The sequence below is a fragment of the Vibrio pomeroyi genome, from assembly GCA_041879425.1.
Taxonomy (GTDB): Bacteria; Pseudomonadota; Gammaproteobacteria; order Enterobacterales; family Vibrionaceae; genus Vibrio; species Vibrio pomeroyi_A.
Map to the genome: position 1 here is coordinate 1,139,329 of CP090855.1, position 18,466 is coordinate 1,157,794.

The 18,466-nt window shown below is 45.6% G+C and carries 15 protein-coding genes; 6 read left to right on the forward strand and 9 right to left on the reverse strand.

All coding sequences use genetic code 11. The features are described from left to right. Nucleotides 1-14: 14 nt before the first annotated feature. Nucleotides 15-503, reverse strand: a complete 489-nt coding sequence (locus L0992_20985) for an Lrp/AsnC ligand binding domain-containing protein (GenBank protein ID XGB68878.1) — start codon at nucleotides 501-503, stop codon at nucleotides 15-17. A gap of 278 nt (nucleotides 504-781) precedes the next feature. Between L0992_20985 and L0992_20990 the strand changes: the two genes are divergently transcribed. Next, nucleotides 782-952, forward strand: coding sequence for a hypothetical protein (locus L0992_20990; GenBank protein ID XGB68879.1), 171 nt, complete (start codon nucleotides 782-784; stop codon nucleotides 950-952). Nucleotides 953-1,014: 62 nt separating this feature from the next. Here the strand turns inward: L0992_20990 and L0992_20995 are convergent, their stop codons facing one another. The 3 genes from L0992_20995 to L0992_21005 form a co-directional block, all read right to left on the reverse strand. Beyond that, the gene (locus tag L0992_20995; protein ID XGB68880.1) at nucleotides 1,015-1,239 is read right to left on the reverse strand and encodes a hypothetical protein; all 225 of its coding nucleotides are present in this window, start codon (nucleotides 1,237-1,239) and stop codon (nucleotides 1,015-1,017) included. Nucleotides 1,240-1,554: 315 nt separating this feature from the next. Then, entirely contained in the window at nucleotides 1,555-2,409 is an 855-nt protein-coding gene (locus L0992_21000; protein XGB68881.1) for a hypothetical protein, read from the reverse strand. Between the two features lie 121 nt (nucleotides 2,410-2,530). Continuing rightward, nucleotides 2,531-3,421, reverse strand: a complete 891-nt coding sequence (locus tag L0992_21005; protein XGB68882.1) for a helix-turn-helix transcriptional regulator — start codon at nucleotides 3,419-3,421, stop codon at nucleotides 2,531-2,533. A 211-nt stretch (nucleotides 3,422-3,632) separates the two neighbouring features. Between L0992_21005 and L0992_21010 the strand changes: the two genes are divergently transcribed. Then, nucleotides 3,633-4,154, forward strand: coding sequence for a MerR family transcriptional regulator (locus L0992_21010; GenBank protein XGB68883.1), 522 nt, complete (start codon nucleotides 3,633-3,635; stop codon nucleotides 4,152-4,154). A gap of 71 nt (nucleotides 4,155-4,225) precedes the next feature. On the opposite strand, the gene putP is transcribed toward L0992_21010, so the two are convergent. From putP to L0992_21030, 4 genes are all read right to left on the reverse strand, one after another. After that, nucleotides 4,226-5,752 carry a sodium/proline symporter PutP gene (putP, locus tag L0992_21015; protein XGB68884.1) on the reverse strand — a complete coding sequence of 509 codons (1,527 nt, stop codon included), beginning with the start codon at nucleotides 5,750-5,752 and terminating at the stop codon, nucleotides 4,226-4,228. A 149-nt stretch (nucleotides 5,753-5,901) separates the two neighbouring features. Continuing rightward, nucleotides 5,902-6,606, reverse strand: a complete 705-nt coding sequence (locus tag L0992_21020; protein ID XGB68885.1) for a 1-pyrroline-5-carboxylate dehydrogenase — start codon at nucleotides 6,604-6,606, stop codon at nucleotides 5,902-5,904. Nucleotides 6,607-6,617: 11 nt separating this feature from the next. After that, entirely contained in the window at nucleotides 6,618-9,755 is a 3,138-nt protein-coding gene (gene putA, locus L0992_21025; protein ID XGB68886.1) for a bifunctional proline dehydrogenase/L-glutamate gamma-semialdehyde dehydrogenase PutA, read from the reverse strand. Nucleotides 9,756-9,937: 182 nt separating this feature from the next. Next, nucleotides 9,938-10,762, reverse strand: coding sequence for an AraC family transcriptional regulator (locus tag L0992_21030; protein ID XGB68887.1), 825 nt, complete (start codon nucleotides 10,760-10,762; stop codon nucleotides 9,938-9,940). Between the two features lie 482 nt (nucleotides 10,763-11,244). On the opposite strand from L0992_21030, the gene L0992_21035 reads away from it, so the two are divergent. The 3 genes from L0992_21035 (at nucleotide 11,245) to L0992_21045 (ending at nucleotide 15,559) form a co-directional block, all read left to right on the forward strand. Then, entirely contained in the window at nucleotides 11,245-12,348 is a 1,104-nt protein-coding gene (locus L0992_21035) for a PEGA domain-containing protein (protein XGB68888.1), read from the forward strand. A gap of 223 nt (nucleotides 12,349-12,571) precedes the next feature. Beyond that, the gene (locus tag L0992_21040; GenBank protein ID XGB68889.1) at nucleotides 12,572-14,401 is read left to right on the forward strand and encodes an SUMF1/EgtB/PvdO family nonheme iron enzyme; all 1,830 of its coding nucleotides are present in this window, start codon (nucleotides 12,572-12,574) and stop codon (nucleotides 14,399-14,401) included. Between the two features lie 438 nt (nucleotides 14,402-14,839). Then, the gene (locus L0992_21045; GenBank protein XGB68890.1) at nucleotides 14,840-15,559 is read left to right on the forward strand and encodes a helix-turn-helix transcriptional regulator; all 720 of its coding nucleotides are present in this window, start codon (nucleotides 14,840-14,842) and stop codon (nucleotides 15,557-15,559) included. Nucleotides 15,560-15,669: 110 nt separating this feature from the next. Here the strand turns inward: L0992_21045 and pdxH are convergent, their stop codons facing one another. Continuing rightward, a complete protein-coding gene (gene pdxH / locus L0992_21050) occupies nucleotides 15,670-16,305 on the reverse strand; it encodes a pyridoxamine 5'-phosphate oxidase (protein XGB68891.1) in 636 nt (211 codons plus the stop codon). A gap of 167 nt (nucleotides 16,306-16,472) precedes the next feature. Here pdxH and L0992_21055 point away from each other — a divergent pair, with 167 nt between their 5' ends. Then, nucleotides 16,473-18,416, forward strand: a complete 1,944-nt coding sequence (locus tag L0992_21055; protein ID XGB68892.1) for an ATP-binding protein — start codon at nucleotides 16,473-16,475, stop codon at nucleotides 18,414-18,416. Nucleotides 18,417-18,466: the final 50 nt, after the last annotated feature.

Here is an 18,466-nt window from a genome sequence, read left to right on the forward strand (position 1 = left end):
AGTAAACCTGTGCCCTATTTTAAGGTAGCCAACAACTCAGGGTTAACACCAAAGCCCTTCTTGTGTTCCTCAATGACCACTTCACTGCGGGTCTGAATCACGCCAGGCAGCGTACCCAACTTGGTGGCCATAAACGCTTGGTATGCCTTCATGTCCTTCACTCGAACCTTAATCATGGTGTCGAAGTCTCCCGACAGCGAATAACACTCTTCCACCTCGGGCATCATCTCAACGGCTTGGGCAAACTTATCAAAAATCGAAAAGCTGGTCTGATCGAGACGAATGTGGATAAAGACTTGAACATCGAGTCCCAACTTTTCTGAACACAGCTCAGCATGGTAGCCCGTTATGTAGCCCTCTTTTTCCAGTCGCTTGAGTCTATCAGAGCAAGGAGACGTCGTTAGGTTAACCTGCTTGGCCAACTCAACCACGGGTAAACGCCCTTTCATGTGCAGAATTCTTAGTATCTCTTTATCGATACGATCGAGTTGATGCTGAGACATAACATTCCTTAAACATTCTAAATTCGGCTCAGTATATTCCATACTAAGAGCAATCGAAGAAAACCCCGCTCACACATTTAAAAACTAAATGCACAAGTGATATTCACGCCAAATATAAATTCATACAAATCGATAACAACCCTTATAAATCAAACTCTGGTTATTAACAAATTATTATAGAAATGACCCGATAAACAAATAAGTTGAGCCAGAAACGAAAGAAAGGATATATGGCAAAGTGAATAATAGAATTATCAAAGAGAAAGGATGACTCTATTATGAAAACGCAAGAACTCGCATATAAGCCTTACGGTATTGGTTCATGGACACACGTAACGGTATCAAAAGATGTTGCTCAAGCACTAGCAAGTGAATACTCAAACTATGGATGGGAAGTGAAGATTGATGGCGACGCCATTGACGCTGAGCTAACACTCAAAGCCGCATAGAAACGCAAAAACCTCCTAACACGGAGGTTTTTTGAATCAAGTTAGTAAGCACTTACTATGAGTTAGGCTAAGCCAACTTGGGGAACAGTACTTCCTGTTTCGCAACGGCAATTGCACGTGCGGCAGAAGTGCTGAGTTTCCATATCGTAGTACAGGTTTCCACTAAATAGCTTTGACGTCCATTGCATCATACGGCCAGACGCTGTCTCGGGCTCTGATTCACAACGTTTCATTATAGACTTATGTAGTGTTGTTTTTTTACATCCTTTGCAATAGAGATCAGGCATACCTTTGTCCTATAGGTCTTTAGTGGTTACTGACAATTGACACATCATGTCCAATTCGGTTCCACAATTCACCGAGCTAATGACAAAAGTGAGCGCCAAGTTCAAAAAATAGCCACTTTTCTATTTTATTTTTTGACATCAAACGCCATCAACAAGGCAGATCTTTCATTTCTCGCTCAAGATCCTTCGCTGTCGATTTACATTGTAAAACCCCATAAAGACACCTCTTCAGCTCGATCCACCAGCAAAAAAACGGCACCTCCACAATGAAAGCACCGCTTTATAACGTCATTTCTGGTTCAATTTAACTCAAACTTAAAAGCCAAATTTACCATTGTCATTTTTCCACTCTGAACGAGCAGGAATGGTTTCAATGGTGTCCCAGTGCTCTACGATTTTTCCGTCATCAACACGGAATAGATCATAAAAAGCAACGTGATTATTCATGAACTGGCCTTCGCTGATCGACAGTACAAAGTTACCTTGACCTAAGATCTTGTGGTTGGCGGTATAAACCATTGGCATACCCGCTTCAGCTAGCGCACCCAATGCCTCGCCCAAACCGCTTAGACCATCGGCCACGCCTGGGTTGTGCTGTAAGTAAGCGTTGTCTTCGTTGTCGATATATTGATTAATCTTCGACATATCGCCGCTAATCAAAATGTCTTTGACGAAACCACTGACTAGCTGTTTATTTTGACCCGTTTTCTCAAGGTCTACGACTTTAGTCGTGCCATCTAATTGAGTACGTCCACTTGCGTTTGGCTTGGCAATGTCTTGTAGGTTATCCCAGTGTTCGACGATCAATCCATCTTCAAAACGGAACACATCGAAGCCGACTTTAGGGCCGAAAAAGTTGTATTCAGTATGCGTTACGACGAAATCACCGTCTTGAAATGAGCGCTTAACTTGTGCTTTCGCTGAACCTTCTGGCAGCATGTGTAGCACTTCACCAAAGCCCGCTAAGCCATCGCCGACCGCTAGGTTATGTTGAATGTATTTTTCAGGGTTGATGTAACTCACTGCTTTCGCATCGCCTGTTTCAATGCTTGAAATCACCGCAACGCCTTTCTCTTGAATAGAAAGCTCTTGAGCAGTCGCAGTGGTTGCGAAAGTAGCAGCGCTAAGTACGCTTGCCGCTAGTAATGTAGATTTAGTTATTGTTTTCATTTTTAAGTCCTCTCGTTTGCTTGGAAACTATATTAGTCAACGAGAGCGACTCACGGCAGAGTGTATTTAGGCGGAAAAATGGTAGATATCGAACCCTAGATGATTGGTGTCGACTCACTCACTACTCAGAGAGTGACGGCTTTGAATATTTCTTTTGAAACTCACTCGGTGTCATTTGGGTATGATTTTTAAAGTATTTGACGAAATTACTCGCGTCTTCAAACCCAAAATCCAATGCCATCTTTTGTGAGGTAATGTTGCTCACCACCAGCTGGCGCTTCATCTCTAATACAGTGAAAGAATCGATGATCTGCTTTGCTGTTAGCCCAGTTGCAACCTTGCACACCTGATTCAGTGTCTTGTAGGTGGTGCTAATTTGATTGGCGTACCAGTTTGCATCACGAACACGCAGGTAGTTGTTTTGAAGCAATTCGAAGTAACGGGCAAACTTAATGTTCTGCTGCAAGCTCAAGGCATCTTGCTTCACTTCTGGTCGCAGACGATGAAGAATCAACGCCAATGCCGAGAACAAATACATCACAATCAAGGGATCGGGTTCTGGTTGATTCAGTTCCAGCGTAATTTGTTGTAGTAGGCTCTGGGTGCGATCTTGATGAAGTTCGTCTAGTGATAATAATGCCGAGTGCGCCTTGTTCAAATGGGTTGGTGTGTAGTTCGGCAGCTTCATATTCGCGTGAACGCTGTCTAAGAACGTTTGAGTAAAAATAACCGCCGTTCCTTGCGGCTTATTACTAAAATCAAAGGCGTGTACTTGCTCTCTTTGAATGAACAACACGCTCCCTTGGCTGAAAGGATAGTCTTGGAAGTCGACCATGTGAGTCCCTGAGCCTTGCTCAATAAACAGAATCAAGAAGAAGCTAACACGATGTGGCAATTGAGGATCGTGGTCGATATTGCCATCAGAATAGAGTCGAGACAGTGGGATCAGCTCCAACTCTGCCTGCGCCGTTTTTTCATGATTAAAGCCAATGTTCGGGATCGCTTGGGGCACTTCTCTCTTCCTGTTCGTTTACTGCTTTACTCTAGCAACTGTAATGTATCCCTTCGAAAACGGAAATCTCTAAGACTTAGAAGTTTGACTTGAGATTCACGCTGTCAGGCGTATTGGAATGTGTTCTATACACTCCAAACAAGCGCGATTAGAATATTCGGCTATCTGACATTCTTATGAATCAAAGCTCTCTCCACCAATGAGGTTGAACATGCTCACTGTCACTCAAATTGCCAAGGCCTACAACATCTCTCGCACCACCATTCTCTATTATGAGCGTGCAGGGTTGCTTCTGCCTCACAGCCGTTCAGACAATGGTTATCGTTGGTATGGCGACAAAGAACAGGCTCGTTTAGAGAGTATTATCTCTTACCGATCGTTTGGCCTATCTATCCAAGAGATCACAGCGCTGCTTGATCGCAAAGACGATGGGAAACAAGAACAGACCTTAGTCAATCAGTTCAACGCGTTGGAAAAAGAGATTCAAAACCTTCGCCAACAACAAAAAGCGATTGTGATGCTATTGGAGCAACCAGAATTGTTAGAGCAGAAGCGGCTTACCAAAGACCGCTGGGTACGTGTGATGGAGAACGCAGGGTTCAACGAAGAAGACATGAAGAACTGGCACAAGCAGTTTGAGAAGATGGAGCCAACCGCTCACCAAGAGTTTTTAGAGTCTTTGAATATCGACCAAGAAGAGGTCAAAAGCATTAGGGAGTGGTCAAAAAAATAGAGCCACCGAAGTGACTCTATTGTTCTTTGTTCAACTCTTTTGCTAATTCATTGGTATGTTTACAATGTAAATTAGTCTAGCTCAACAAGGTTCTTCTCGAACTCAGCGTGTTGCTTCTTAACTTCGTCTTCTGGCTCGCCAGTGATTAGGCTCACGATAACGATAGAGATAGTCGATAGGATGATTCCCGGTACGATTTCGTAAACATCGAACCAACCGCCCGTGAACTGTTTCCAAAGTACGATAGTCACACCACCAACCACGATGCCCGCTAGAGCGCCGTTACGGTTCATACGAGACCAGTACAGGCTCAATACGATAGCTGGACCAAATGCCGCACCGAAACCTGCCCATGCGTAAGACACAAGGCCAAGTACTGAACTGTCTGGCGTCATCGCTAACACAAGTGCAATGAGAGAGATTAGGATTACCGCGAAACGGCCTACACGAACGATCTCTTCAGACGTCGCATCTTTCTTAAGTACTTGCTTGTACAGATCTTCTGCTAGTGCAGATGAAGATACTAATAGCTGTGAATCCGCAGTACTCATGATTGCCGCTAGGATTGCAGCAAGTAGGATACCTGCGATTACTGGGTGGAACATCGCGTTCACAAGAAGCATGAAGATCTTCTCGCCATCGTCTAGCTTAGGAGCACCAGAATTAGTCACGTAGATTAGACCTACAAGACCCACTAGCATTGCACCAACCATAGACAGTGCAGACCATACCACCGCGATACGACGCGCTGTTGTTAGGTCTTTGTTGCTACGTGTTGCTTTGAAACGAGCAAGGATGTGTGGCTGACCGAAGTAACCTAGACCCCATGCCGCTAGCGAGATGATCGCGATAGCAGAAAGTGGCTCACCTTTCGCATCATTCCATAGCGTTAGAAGCTCTGGGTTGATGTTGTGTAGGTCAGTAGATAGTTGGCCAAGGCCACCGTTCATTGCTGCGATTGGTACAATCAATAGCGCAGCCGACATCAACAGACCTTGAACCAAGTCAGTCCAAGATACTGCAAGGAAACCACCAAACAGGGTGTACGAAACCACACATACTGTACCGATAATTACCGCTGTTGTGTAATCTAGGCCAAATACCGTTTCAAACAATTTACCACCCGCTACCAAGCCTGAACTTGTGTAGAAAAGGAAGAATAAAAGGATAAAGAAAGCAGAAATTGTTTGGATCAGCTTAGAGTTATCATTGAAGCGACGAGATAGGAACTCAGGCAACGTCAGTGATTCAGTTGTAATACTGTAAGTACGCAGACGCTTAGCACTGATTAACCAGTTAGCCCAAGTACCAACAAGCAGGCCACCAGCAAGCCAGAATGCTTCAAAGCCAGCAGCGTAAGCGTAACCTGGTAGGCCAAGTAGCAACCAACCACTCATGTCTGATGCACCAGCAGAAAGTGCAGCAGGCCATGGACCTAACGAACGACCACCTAGGAAGTAGTCAGTTGAGTTAGATGTACGTTTGTAAGCAATAACACCGATTGCCAGCATCATAATTAGATACGCAATGAACGTCGTCGTTATTGCAAAACTGTTTTCTATCATTTGATAGTCCTCATTTTGTAGAAAGCCTTCCATGCCTAATTCAATGCAAAGCACTCACCGTAAAGGCAAGCAAGTGCATTGAGTTAGGTATTCAGGCTCCAAAGCACTATGAATTAAATCCAAAGATGGAGAAAACCAAAATGGACAAACCCAAAAGTGTTTAGAGCCATTATTACTGAAGGTTAGTGAGCTTCGCTTCCAAGTTCGAGCAAGGTCGCGTTACCGCCCACGGCTGTTATATTTATAGTTCGCGTACGCTCGGTAATGAAGCGCAGCGATAGGTGTGGATCATTAGCAACATTCATTGCCGTTAGATCCGTTTCAGCTACTAAACCGACGATTGCACCGTCACGCTTAGCAAGTTGTAAATTGATAGCTTGAGCCGTTTGTGAATTACCCACATAACCCGCACTTCGTACATCGCAAGACAGCAGCTGTTGAGCAGCGTCATACGAGGCAACCTGTACCAAGTTAGTTGGCAGATTCGCTTGTTTCGCGGCGTCAGCAATTAAGGTATTGAACTGCACGTCATCACTGCACAATTGAACGCTGTTACCTGCCAATAGTGCAGCAGTAATCATTGCCGTTGCGGTTTGCAGTGCGGGCACTTTCTCTTCGCAATCATCAACAATTACCAAAGCCACACCACGACCTGCAGCATACAGCTCATTGGTTTCGCCCGTAGGACCCGCCATTAGGTGATGTTCAGAAAGCAGTGCAGACGCTTGCTCTAGATGATAAGTCGCCACTGCTGCTAAAGGTGCAGACTGACTTTCGATCTCTGATTTGAATGAAAGTACCTGAGCACTCTTATGATCAAAGTCGGTAAGATTCCATTGTTCCCACGCTAGCAAAGCATCAGAAAAACCTGTCACTTGATGAACCATGATACTGCTCCTTATGCCTTGTCTTGTGATTGAGAAAACTGAACATCAGTAAAGCGATATAGGTAGTGAGGACCACCCGCTTTAGGGCCTGTACCCGACAAGCCTTGACCACCAAATGGTTGAACACCAACAACAGCGCCTACTTGGTCACGGTTGATGTAGCAGTTACCCACACGAACGTGTTTTTCGATCCAACGGTAAGTTGTTTCGTTACGGCTGTGGATACCCATGGTTAAGCCAAAACCGGTTTGGTTAATTTGGTCTACGACTTGTGCTAACTCACTCGCCTTGAAGCGAACAATGTGCAGCACTGGGCCAAACTGTTCTTCTTTCAAACAGCTGATGTCATCAATTTCAAAAGCACTTGGTGGAACAAAGTCACCATATTCACAATCCGTACCTAGAGAAAGTTGAGCCACCTTCTTCTGGGTATTGGTCATGTTTTCTAAGTGCGTCATCAACTTCTGTTTCGCATTTTCATCGATAACAGGACCAACATCGGTTTTGTGTAGATGTGGAATACCAACACTTAGCTCGTCCATTGCACCGTGAATCAATGCAATTACGCGGTCTGCAATGTCTTCTTGGATGTAAAGCACACGCAGTGCAGAACAACGTTGACCTGCAGAAGCGAATGCAGAACGAATCACGTCACGAACCACCTGCTCAGGCAGTGCGGTACTGTCGACGATCATTGCATTTTGGCCACCGGTTTCCGCGATAAACGGAACAGGTTTAGCATTGCGACTTGCCAGTGACACGTTGATACGTTGCGCTGTTGGTGTTGAACCCGTAAAGGCAACGCCCGCAATTGCATCGTGGCTGGTTAGCGCACTGCCGATCTCAGCACCACGACCTGGAAGCAACTGAATGGTGCCAGCAGGGAAACCCGCTTCGTTCATCAGTTCCACCGCGCGAGCTGCAATCAAACTTGTTTGCTCAGCAGGTTTCGCTACAACCGTGTTACCCGCGACTAGTGCCGCTGTAATTTGGCCAAGGAAGATAGCGAGAGGGAAGTTCCAAGGGCTGATACAAACGAACACACCACGACCTTGTCGTGAAGCGATTCGAGTTTGACCGTCAAAACCTTTTAGTTCGAAACCTTGTAGGTTGTCCGCTTGTTTTGCGTAGTAACGACAGAAGTCGACCGCTTCACGCACTTCATCAACACTATCGTGAATCGTCTTACCCGCTTCTTGATGACAAATCGCCACCAACTCAGCAAGGTTGTCTTCCATCAGATCAGCCAGCTTCTCAAGCGCAGCCGCTTTGGTTTCAACCGAAGTTGCGTTCCAATCAGCGAATGCCGCGTCTGCGCCAGTGATCGCTGCGGAAACATGATCAAGGTTAGCGAAAGCCACCTGACCGACATTAATACGACGATCGTAAGGTGCCGTGACTTGTTCAACGTTCTGATCTACCTTGATCATGCTTTCAGCAAGAGATTCGCCGTTGATCACAGGTCCTGCAGTCCATTGATTGTTAAGGAAAGACTTAACCTGCTCTTCAAATTGATGCGCTTCACTTTCGATATCAATGTTCACACCGTAAGAGTTCTTACGCTCAGGGAATACCGCTGGAGGCAGAGGAATCTTAGTGTTGTTCAGCGTATCGAACGCCAGAAGCATATCGACTGGATGCTGTGTTAGCTCTGCCACTGGGCAGCGAGCATCAACCAAACGGTGTACAAACGAGCTGTTTGCGCCGTTCTCGAGTAAGCGACGTACTAGGTATGGCAGTAGATCTTTGTGGCTACCAACTGGCGCGTAAATACGTACCGACTGCTGGTAAGCTTCCATCGCATGGTTGTAAAGAGAATCACCCATGCCGTGTAAGCGTTGGAATTCAAAGTCTTTATGGTCAGTCATCACTGCAATTGCAGAAACGGTGTGAGCATTGTGGCTCGCAAACTGCGGGAAGATATTGCCACGAACACTTGGGCTCAATAGGTAACGCGCACAAGCAAGGTAAGCTACGTCTGTCGCTTCTTTACGTGTGTAAACTGGGTAATCAGTGAAACCAGCCTGTTGTGACCATTTGATCTCGCTGTCCCAGTACGCGCCTTTCACCAAGCGAAGCGGGATTAAATCACCCTGCTCTTTCGCTAGGCGGTTTAGCCATACTAGAACCGGAAGCGCACGTTTTGAGTAAGCTTGAATAACCAGACCAAATTTACCCCAACCTTTCACAAGGTCAGTGCGGTACAGTTTTTCGAATAGTTTAAGAGATAGCTCTAGGCGATCCGCTTCTTCAGCATCAATCGTAATCGCAACATCAAGCTCGACAGCGCGACGCAATAGTTGCTCTAGCGTGTCGCACAGTTCATTTAGAACACGGTCTTCATTCGCCACTTCATAACGTGGGTGAAGTGCAGAAAGCTTGATAGAAACAGACGGTGCTGGGCTCGATTTTGAAGAGACGTATGTGTCTCGACCTACGGCTTCAATCGCCATTAGGTAATCTTTGAAGTATTTGTTTGCGTCTGCCGTAGTCAGCGCCGCTTCACCTAGCATGTCATATGAGTAGGTAAAACCTTTATCACGCATAGACTTACCGTTCTTTTGCGCTTCAGCAATACTGCGGCCAAGAACGAATTGGTGACCCATCACCTTCATTGCTTGGTGCATCGCTTTACGAATCACTGGCTCAGAAAGCTTGTTTACTAAACGGTTAACCGCTTGACCTGCACTCTGTTCTTTAGATGAAAGTCCAACCACCTTGCCCGTTAGCATTAGGCCCCAAGTGGATGCGTTAACAAACACCGAATCAGAATTCTTAAGGTGAGACTTCCAATCCGCAACGCTTAGTTTGTCGCGAATCAGCGCATCAGCCGTTGCTGAATCAGGAATACGCATCAAGGCTTCCGCCAGACACATCAGCAAGATGCCCTCTTGAGTATCTAAGCTGTATTCAAGCAACAGTGCATCGATCATCTGGATAGAAGTCTTATCCGCACGGATAGCCTCGATCAATGATGTCGTTTTCTCTGTGATTTGCTGCTTTTCAGACTCAGAAGGGGTAGCTAGTGGCAGAAGTTGCTCTAGCCATTGGGTTTCATCCACCATATATAATGGTGAGATAAGCGACCATAGATCAGCAAGCGGCTGCTCGTTGAATTCTGGCTTTAACACATCAGTAGCTGTAAACATGCGTTTTCCTTAATCTCACACCCGGAATTAGCCCGGGGATCTCTACAATGGCTGCAGTGTATTTAGAGTATATAAGGATTACTTGTCAAAAACTCCGAGTTTTTTGCTAAAAACTCGCTTTATTAACAAAACAAACACAACGTCACATATGAAACTTTAAAATAATATGCCGTTTTGTTTCACTATTTAACAGAAATTTTCTTTTTGTATTGGGATGGTGACATGCCTTGAAGGCGTGAAAAGGTGTGAGTAAAGGAGGATTGACCGGAGAAACCAGCAAGTTCTGCAACCTGACCAAGGCTCAGATTACCTTGTTCGATCAAGCGACGAGAGCGGTCGATACGCTTACCTAATACATACTGGTGAGGGGTAATACCCATTTGCTCTTTGAATAGCATGTGGAACTGGCTTTCACCCAAGAACACACTGCCAGCTAGCTGCGCGACTGAGATCTTATTCGCGAGGTGTTGCTCAATGTAGCGATCCAGCGCTTCAAGATCGAAACGCGAATCTTTGATTGAGGTTTCAAAAGCCGAGATGTGCCTTTGCATCAGTGCGATCACCGTATCATTACAGGCACGGCTTAATAGTAGATCATCAGGGCTTGCCTGCATCTCTTGCACCAACATATGGATAAGCTTTTGAATTTGCGCGTCTAATTGGAAATAGACGTTTGATGACTCAAGCTGGTTAATCTTCTCTAACATCAGCGGGTCGTCGTCACTCGGTACAGGCATGTTAAGCACCAGAATATCCGACTGACCAACCACGCCACCGAAAGCATGATCAGAGCTTGCGGTCACCACACATCCTTGGCCGGGGCCGACAAGATTGCCCTTACCGCTGACTTCAAATTCCGCCTGACCTTTTAGACCAATCACCACCTGCGAATAATGGTGCTCGTGGCAATCCATATGTGATGGCAAAGTAATGATCTCTGCGGGACGAGGGCCAGTAAGGCCTAGCGGAGACAAGTCTAGGTTTGGAAAGGGTAAAGGTTTTGGCATGACAGCAAAGTACTCAGGTCAACATAGTAAGAATAATACTCTGAAATCTGCACAAGATGAATTTGTAAATGATCATGAGAGTCATTTCCTAACCTCAAAGGAAAGATCATCACTGCGATCGTCTTGATCATGCCTCCGGAAAGATGATCAAGAGTGTATAAACTACGGGCATTGTAAAATCAATCGTTCCGGTGAGTTTAGAGGCTTCACGCCCACTCATACCAACACGTCAAAGTGACTCATAAATGAGAACGTAATCACCGCACAATAACGGTAATATTTTCTTATTTAGCTCAAATATTTTGCTTTAAACCTGTAAAAAGTGTATCCGAAGTACCGAAACTTGGCTTTTGAGTAGATTGGATAGCAATAAAACGGTATAAAGACGGGTACTGTGTTAATTGCTAATAACTAGTGACTCACAACTAGGAAGTAGACACTTTATTAACGAGCCAATTTCAATCTACAAGTTGCAGGGACCTATGACTAACTTTCGAATTTCAGCGCTTTTACTCGCGCTATCCCCACTTTGGGTATCTGCATCGGTATCCGCTGAAGAACTGAATCAAGTCGATCCCGTTTCAGCTATCGATGCAAAGCTAACAGAGAAAAACTCAGATATTGAGCGTATTTCAGCAACCAAAGTATCCGCGACTGAGAACCTAAAACAACTACAAAACAAAAACAGTAAGTTGTTGCGCGAAGGTGAAGAACTTAAGGCAAAACGTAACAGAGCCAAGTCTGTACTAGACAAACAGTACAGTCGCTTACTTGAAGATCCAGAAACGGATCTGGTCTCTTTCCAGAAAAGTTACCAAGATGCGTGGGCTGCGGTTAAAGAAAATCAATCTGCTCAACTAGACAATCAACAAGCGATGAACGAGGGTGAAATTCACCTTTCTCAAATCAAGCAAAAGCAAGCTCGCCTGAATAATGAGCTGGCAAACTTGAGAGAGTCAAAAGTTGAAGCTCGCGTAAAACGTATTGCAACGGAACTGCGTGAAAGTGCGGTTCTTGAAACCAGCTACACCACCACATGTTCATCAACAATGACACTGGGTGAGTGTACTGCGCAGGGTAAACACCTGACCAACCAAAAAGCCGTACAAACGTTCAAGAGCCAATTACTTGAGCAGCTCACAGAAAGCACACTAGCGAAGCAAAACTTACAAGGCGTTCAACTGAACATCCACGTTCAAGACAGCCAAGCAATCAAGAGCGGCTTCTCTGGTAATAACTCTTACTTCATGCAGATGCAAGCTCAGCTTCAAGCAAAACCAGAAGCGGTTGCAGCGTGTAACCTATTGAACGTTTCAACGCGCTACTGTTTAACAGGCAGCAACGCAGCGGTTGTTAAAAAGAGTGACAAACAGTGGGCTAACGTGACGGTACGTTCTGATCAATACAATGATTCAGTGACTATCAACGGCATCAAGTACGGCAGCACGCCTCTTGAGGTTGCGCTACCAAGCGGTCGTCACCAAGTAACCATTTCAAAACAAGGTTACGAGTCTTACAACCGCACAGTTACCGTCAACGGCAGCGACACTATTTGGGTTAAGCTTCTTCCTAGCAAAGAAAGCTAAACACCCTTTCTATATAGAGCTAAGCCGATATAAACACTTAGCTCTATATCAGATAGCCGTGCCTATTTCGCAAAGCTGAATGAACACTCGCCATTTTGTTGATAGTTATAAACTGTATGGTCTTTATAACCTTGTAAAGTCGTTGTAAACAACAGCAGCAGATGAAATGGCGTTCTCGTTTAGAATATTCGATTAACCTAAATTACGATTGAAGTAGCCCATCATGCGCCAAGGTCTTCCTACTCTATTATTTGCACTTGCTCCCTGCTTAATGACGCCAGCTGTTTTTGCTGAGGCAACGCCACCAGCGATAGCGTCATCTGTCACCGATATTGAAAGCTCACTTTTCGAGAAACACGCCGACCTAACGGCTGTTGAGAAAAAACTGGCGGACAAGCAAAACCAAGTCGACAATCAAGCACAGCAAACTACCCGTCTAGCTAAACAATCTGCGGAAGCAGAACAAAAACTCGCGACGGCGAAAGCAAACCTAGAGCAAGACTATACGCGCATGATTGATGAGCCCGATTTCGATATCTCGCCAGCTCAAAACCGCTTTCAAGACGCTTGGAAGGTAGTCAAAGAGGGCAAGCTTGCAATTTCAGACTCTGAGCAGAAGCAACAAGGCTTGATGATGGAGCTAGAAGCGATTCAAGCGGAGAAAGCAGCCGCAGAAGCTTCAATCGCAAACCTGAATCAAGATAAGCTAAGAGCAAGAGCCGAGCGACTAAGAAACGAGATCACTCAGACGGAAGAACAAACCGTCAGCTTCACTAACCGTTGTAGCAACGACATGACACTGGCGCAGTGTTCTGATCAAACAGTGACCTTGGCACTGCAAAAGGCGGTAAAACAGTTCCAACACAGCCTTGTCGACAACGCGACTGAATCGAAAACAGTGAAAGAGCACTTGGCGTCTGCTTCACTGAACATTCACGTTCTGCAGCACAAGGTGAAATCCTCAGGCTTCTCTGAAGATAACCGTTACCGAGCGGTGATTGCTGCAAATCTAGAAACTCGTCCAAATAAAAACACGCCTTGTCGCCTGTTGGGTATTCAGTCATCAAACTGTTTTACGCAGAGCGATCAACAAGCCAACGACCAGCAGAAAGAAGTCGCTTGGGTTAACTTGGTGGTTCGTTCAAACCAGTACAACGATAAGGTGTCGATTAACGGCGTGAACTATGGCAGCACGCCAGTTGAAATCATGCTGCCAACCGGCCAACACATGGTGACGATCGAGAAAGAAGGCTATCTTTCTTTCCACCAAGAGCTAAAAATCGCTCGCGATCACAACCTTAGAGCCGTACTACAAGCCAAACAGAATTCACTGAATGTCGGTACTAAGTTTGCCGACCCTATGGGTAACGACATTCAGAGCCCCGAAATGATTGTGGTTGGATCGGGTCGCGACCTACTTGGTGAAAACAATGCCAAGCAAGTGACCATCAAACAACCTTTCGCATTGGCCGCTACTCCGACTCGTGTTCAAGATTTTAAAGCATTCGTCGAAAGCACTGGCTACCAGACAGACGCAGAACTGATGAACACCTGCGACACCTTCGTCAATGCCGAGATCACGACTGTTTCTGACACCGACTGGCAGAGCCCTGGCTTTAAGCAAGCGAATAACGCTCCAGTGGTTTGTGTGAGCCAAAACGATGCCAAGGCATACACGCGTTGGTTATCTGACAACACAGGCTTTACCTACCGCTTACCAACACCACAAGAATGGGAAGCAGCAGCAAGAGCGGGCCAAGACACCAACTTCTGGTGGGGCAACGAATTCCGCTCTGGCAAAGCCAATACAGGTTGGGCAGGCACACCTTGGTCAAACGTCAGCACATCTCCGGTTAAATCATTCTTACCAACGCCTACTGGTTTCTACGACATGGTGGGTAACGTATGGGAATGGACAACCACTCAAAAAGGCTTAGCGAAGGGTGGAGCTTGGAGCTTCTCTCCAGAAGAAGCGAAAGTGTATAACGAACTGAACGTTGCACCTTCAACCGCAGCCAACTACCTAGGATTCCGAGTATTGCGAGAGCTGTAAGCTCTCCATTACTTGCTGAAGTTTTAAAATATTTACTCTAGGTTCTCAATTCTCACATTGAGCAGCGTTTATAGGGGAATTCCCCCCTTATGCATTAGCATTCCTAGGAGTAGATTCGTCGATAGAGTAGTAAGTCACTCTGGGTATCTAACTGATGCCTCGGTTTAATTTGCATGACCCTCGTGAATTAAACTGAAAATCTTCTACATGTCGACAAGGCATATCTTGTCTTTGGCCAGCCCCTCTTCAGGCTGGCTTTTTTTTGCCTGTTTATCACCCTTTTTGTTTATCTATTCCCCGTGATTGAAGCAGTTCATCAGCAATCCGTTTAACGGATATTCAACCCCAAATTCCGTCGCCGATTTTGGCCTCTAATTACCATTGCAGCGCTATAAGAAACTGATATCATCGTTATACTTCTGATTACGAGATAAAACCTTGCCAGATCCAATAAAATCCATACATCGTTCTTTATTTGAACAACTTCCAGGCTGCTGGGGATGCAAAGATACTGACTCGGTCTTCGTATATGCAAACCTAGCTTACAACCAACTGATCGGCTTAAAACCGGGCGAGACGTGCACTGGCTTGACCGATTTCGACATGCCGAGCCAAACCATCGAATGCGCTCAAGATTTCAGAGCTCAAGACAAGCATGTGATGGACACACGCAGCACGCTCAAGATCCTCGATATTCACCCCTACCCTGACGGCCGCTGGCACGCACACATCTTTACCAAAACTCCTTGGCTTGATGACGAAGACAAAGTGCAAGGCACGATTTTCTATGGCCAAGAACTAACAGACACGGCGATTTTAGAGGTAGGTCATTGGGTATGTCAGGCGACGTGCGCGAAAGACAATCAGGCATCGATTGCCGGATCAAAACCGCGAGTATCGAAACTGCAAAAGAAGCTGACAGCAAGAGAATCAGAAGTGTTGTTCTTATTGCTCTTCGGTAAGAAACCCCAGTACATTGCGCTGACGTTGAATATTTCAATCAAGACCGTCGAAGGCCATGTCGCAAGGTTGAAGCAGAAGTTTGATGCGCGCAGTAAAAGCCAGTTAATCGAGTATGCGCTAGATTCAGGATTAGGCTCTGTGATTCCCGAAACCCTGCTCAAAAAACAGATCTCGGTGGTTCTACACAGCGACTGATTGACTGTTCTGTAAGCTCGCATCCAGATGAAAGTACAGACGAAAAAATACCGTTAATGTGAGTAAACACAAAATCAACGGTATTTTTTGATTGGTGCAACTGGCTAGAACTAAGGTGCTAGACGATCAATATCCCAGCTGTTGTCTTGGCGTGAGAACAAGAAGCGATCATGCAAGCGGTGCTCGCCACCTTGCCAGAATTCAATGCTATCAACACGCACACGGAAACCGCCCCAGAAAGAAGGCACAGGGATCTCACCTTTCGCAAACTTCTGTTTCAGCTCTAAATATTTACCTTCCAAGATACCACGTGCAGAGATGCGGCTACTTTGCTTACTTGCAATAGCAGCTAACTGGCTCTCTTTTGGACGTGACGAAAAGTACTTCATGTTTTCCATCGCAGTCAGCTTTTCAGCCGTACCCGTGATATGAACTTGGCGCTCAAGAGGGTGCCAAGGGAAATGTAGGCTGATTTTGCTATTGTGCTCAAGTTGATGCGCTTTACGGCTGCCTAAGTTGGTGTAAAAAACAAAACCGTCTTTGTCCACATTCTTCAGTAGAACAATGCGTTGGAATGGCTGACCATTTTCATCAACCGTAGCAACTGTCATGGCAGTAGGGTCAGTCAACTTAGCTTCGATGGCTTGCTCTAGCCATAGATTGAATTGCTCAATCGGGTCTGCGGCCAAGTCTTTACGTCTCAATCCACCCTTAGCGTATTCGCGACGAATATCTGTCAGTTCCATTTAGTTGCTCCTTTTAATTTTTTTGTGATTTTGCGCCGTAATCCTTTGAAACACAAGTCTAAGCCTTGGTTTTGTCTCATAGAAGGTGCTCTGTGTTAACAAGATCTCGGTACTCTCTCCATCATATTGATAATCTTTATACAAACCGATGACAAGCTGAGATCCCAGTGACCAAAATACTGCCTAACCTAATGACGCCCTTCGTTTTATTATCTTTGCTACTGGGAGCAGCAGGGCTAACCGCAACACACTTTTTGGCTGTACAATTTCAAGAAAAAATCGTCACTCAACAACTCAACGAAGCGGCCAATAAAGCGAATCTACAAATCGATTCTGAGTTGGATAAATTCAAGCAGATCCCCGATCTGCTCAGCCACGATCCGCGCTTACTCTCTTACTTCGACACATCACCACAAGCAGACAAGATCTCCGCGGCGCAGCTCAATAACTTGTTATTCGAATGGTCGGGACAAAGCCAAGCGGACACCATCTATATCCACGACCCGAGTGGCACTGTCGTAGCCTCAAGTAACTATCAAAAGCCTCGAACCTTTGTAGGCGAAAACTTCTCGTTTCGTCCCTACTTTGCTTCTGCAATTAGAGGCAACAAAACCCAATATGTCGCGCTAGGTGCTCGCTCGGACGTACGAGGTTATTTTCTGTCTTCGCCTCTGTATATCGACGAGGAAATCGTCGGAGTTATCACCGTAAAAGTCAGCTTAGAAAACCTAGAGAACATACTGACTAGCGACGATTTTGAGATCGTAGTACTCGACTCGAACCAAGTGGTGTTTCTTTCAAGCCAAGCATCTTGGCTTTATCATTCCTTGTTGCCATTAACTCAGCAACAACAAACAGATATCGCACTTCAACGCCAATACGGTCAGAGTGAAATTTCGATCATTGAAGCCTTTCGCTCTTCAAACTCTCAGCCAGAAGCTAACAACGCCAGTCAGACTAACCACCTTCAGTCCAATGACATTCGAAAAGAACTCACCGCCAACCAGTTATTCAAGCTTGGGGCTTTTAATCTTTACCCCGCAGCCATCAGTAACAATCAATATCAAGTGGTGGCTTTAAAAGAGACCAAGGCTGAGTTGCTTAAGGTGATGCAGATCGACATCACCTTTGTTGTTATTTATAGCTTAGTAATGCTGATTGCTTGGTCATGGCGCCAAACCTACGTAGCAAAAGTGGCATTGACCCGACTCAACCAAAACCTAGAACAAACGGTAGATAAGCGCACCCAATATCTGAAGCAATCGAATCAGCAGCTTCAGCAAACCATCTTTCAGTACCAAGAATCGCAATTGAAGTTGAAACAAACGGAACAAGAGCTAACCCAAACCGCCAAATTAGCCGTTCTGGGTGAGCTATCAGCCAGCATTAACCATGAAATCAACCAACCTCTTGCCGCACTCAGAACCTACAGCGAGAACAGCTTAAAACTGCTTGAGATGGATCGAACCGATTTGGTAAAAAGTAACCTAGGCAAAATGATCGCGTTAAACACCTCGATTACCGAGATCATCGCCCGCCTTAAGGTGTTCACTCGTAAGGTGACCAAACAGGAACATCATGTGGCGAATCTACATCAAGCGATCAACAACGCCACCAGTATTCTCAGCGCACTGATGATCAAGCAAGGCATCACGCTCAGACTAAGCACGGTACCGGATGACATTAATATCGCGATTCACCCGACCGAGCTCGAACAAGTGCTGGTGAATCTGATTCACAACGCGACTCAAGCACTTCAGCAGCAAGCCATCGATCAGCAAGCTCTGTATCTTCAACAAAACTCGCTCCAACAAACAACCGTTCAACTAACAGCAGCCCAACAAGCTATTCCGCAGATAGGCGTTGAATGGCAACTGCATGAAGACATGTGTCAGGTGATCATTTGGGATAACGGAATTGGTATGTCTGCCGACAAGCTTGAACAACTTTTTGACCCGTTTTTCACCACCAAGCCTGAAGGCTTAGGGCTTGGACTCTCTATATCGAAGCGGATTATTGAAGCGTATCACGGCTCGATCAGTGCAACCCTGTTGGAGCCGACAGGCATGGTATTCTCGCTCAATATTCCGTTATACAAAGTTAACGACTAACGCAGCGTTGTTATTGTTAACGAAAAAACGAATTTCACATTACCGCTAAT

What these genes read in the sequence shown, in the direction of transcription:
- L0992_20985 (XGB68878.1), bottom strand. Translation starts at nt 503, where the DNA reads ATGTCTCAGCATCAACTCGATCGTATCGATAAAGAGATACTAAGAATT.
- L0992_20990 (XGB68879.1), top strand. Translation starts at nt 782, where the DNA reads ATGAAAACGCAAGAACTCGCATATAAGCCTTACGGTATTGGTTCATGG.
- L0992_20995 (XGB68880.1), bottom strand. Translation starts at nt 1,239, where the DNA reads ATGCCTGATCTCTATTGCAAAGGATGTAAAAAAACAACACTACATAAG.
- L0992_21000 (XGB68881.1), bottom strand. Translation starts at nt 2,409, where the DNA reads ATGAAAACAATAACTAAATCTACATTACTAGCGGCAAGCGTACTTAGC.
- L0992_21010 (XGB68883.1), top strand. Translation starts at nt 3,633, where the DNA reads ATGCTCACTGTCACTCAAATTGCCAAGGCCTACAACATCTCTCGCACC.
- putP (XGB68884.1), bottom strand. Translation starts at nt 5,752, where the DNA reads ATGGAAGGCTTTCTACAAAATGAGGACTATCAAATGATAGAAAACAGT.
- L0992_21020 (XGB68885.1), bottom strand. Translation starts at nt 6,606, where the DNA reads ATGGTTCATCAAGTGACAGGTTTTTCTGATGCTTTGCTAGCGTGGGAA.
- putA (XGB68886.1), bottom strand. Translation starts at nt 9,755, where the DNA reads ATGTTTACAGCTACTGATGTGTTAAAGCCAGAATTCAACGAGCAGCCG.
- L0992_21030 (XGB68887.1), bottom strand. Translation starts at nt 10,762, where the DNA reads ATGCCAAAACCTTTACCCTTTCCAAACCTAGACTTGTCTCCGCTAGGC.
- L0992_21035 (XGB68888.1), top strand. Translation starts at nt 11,245, where the DNA reads ATGACTAACTTTCGAATTTCAGCGCTTTTACTCGCGCTATCCCCACTT.
- L0992_21040 (XGB68889.1), top strand. Translation starts at nt 12,572, where the DNA reads ATGCGCCAAGGTCTTCCTACTCTATTATTTGCACTTGCTCCCTGCTTA.
- pdxH (XGB68891.1), bottom strand. Translation starts at nt 16,305, where the DNA reads ATGGAACTGACAGATATTCGTCGCGAATACGCTAAGGGTGGATTGAGA.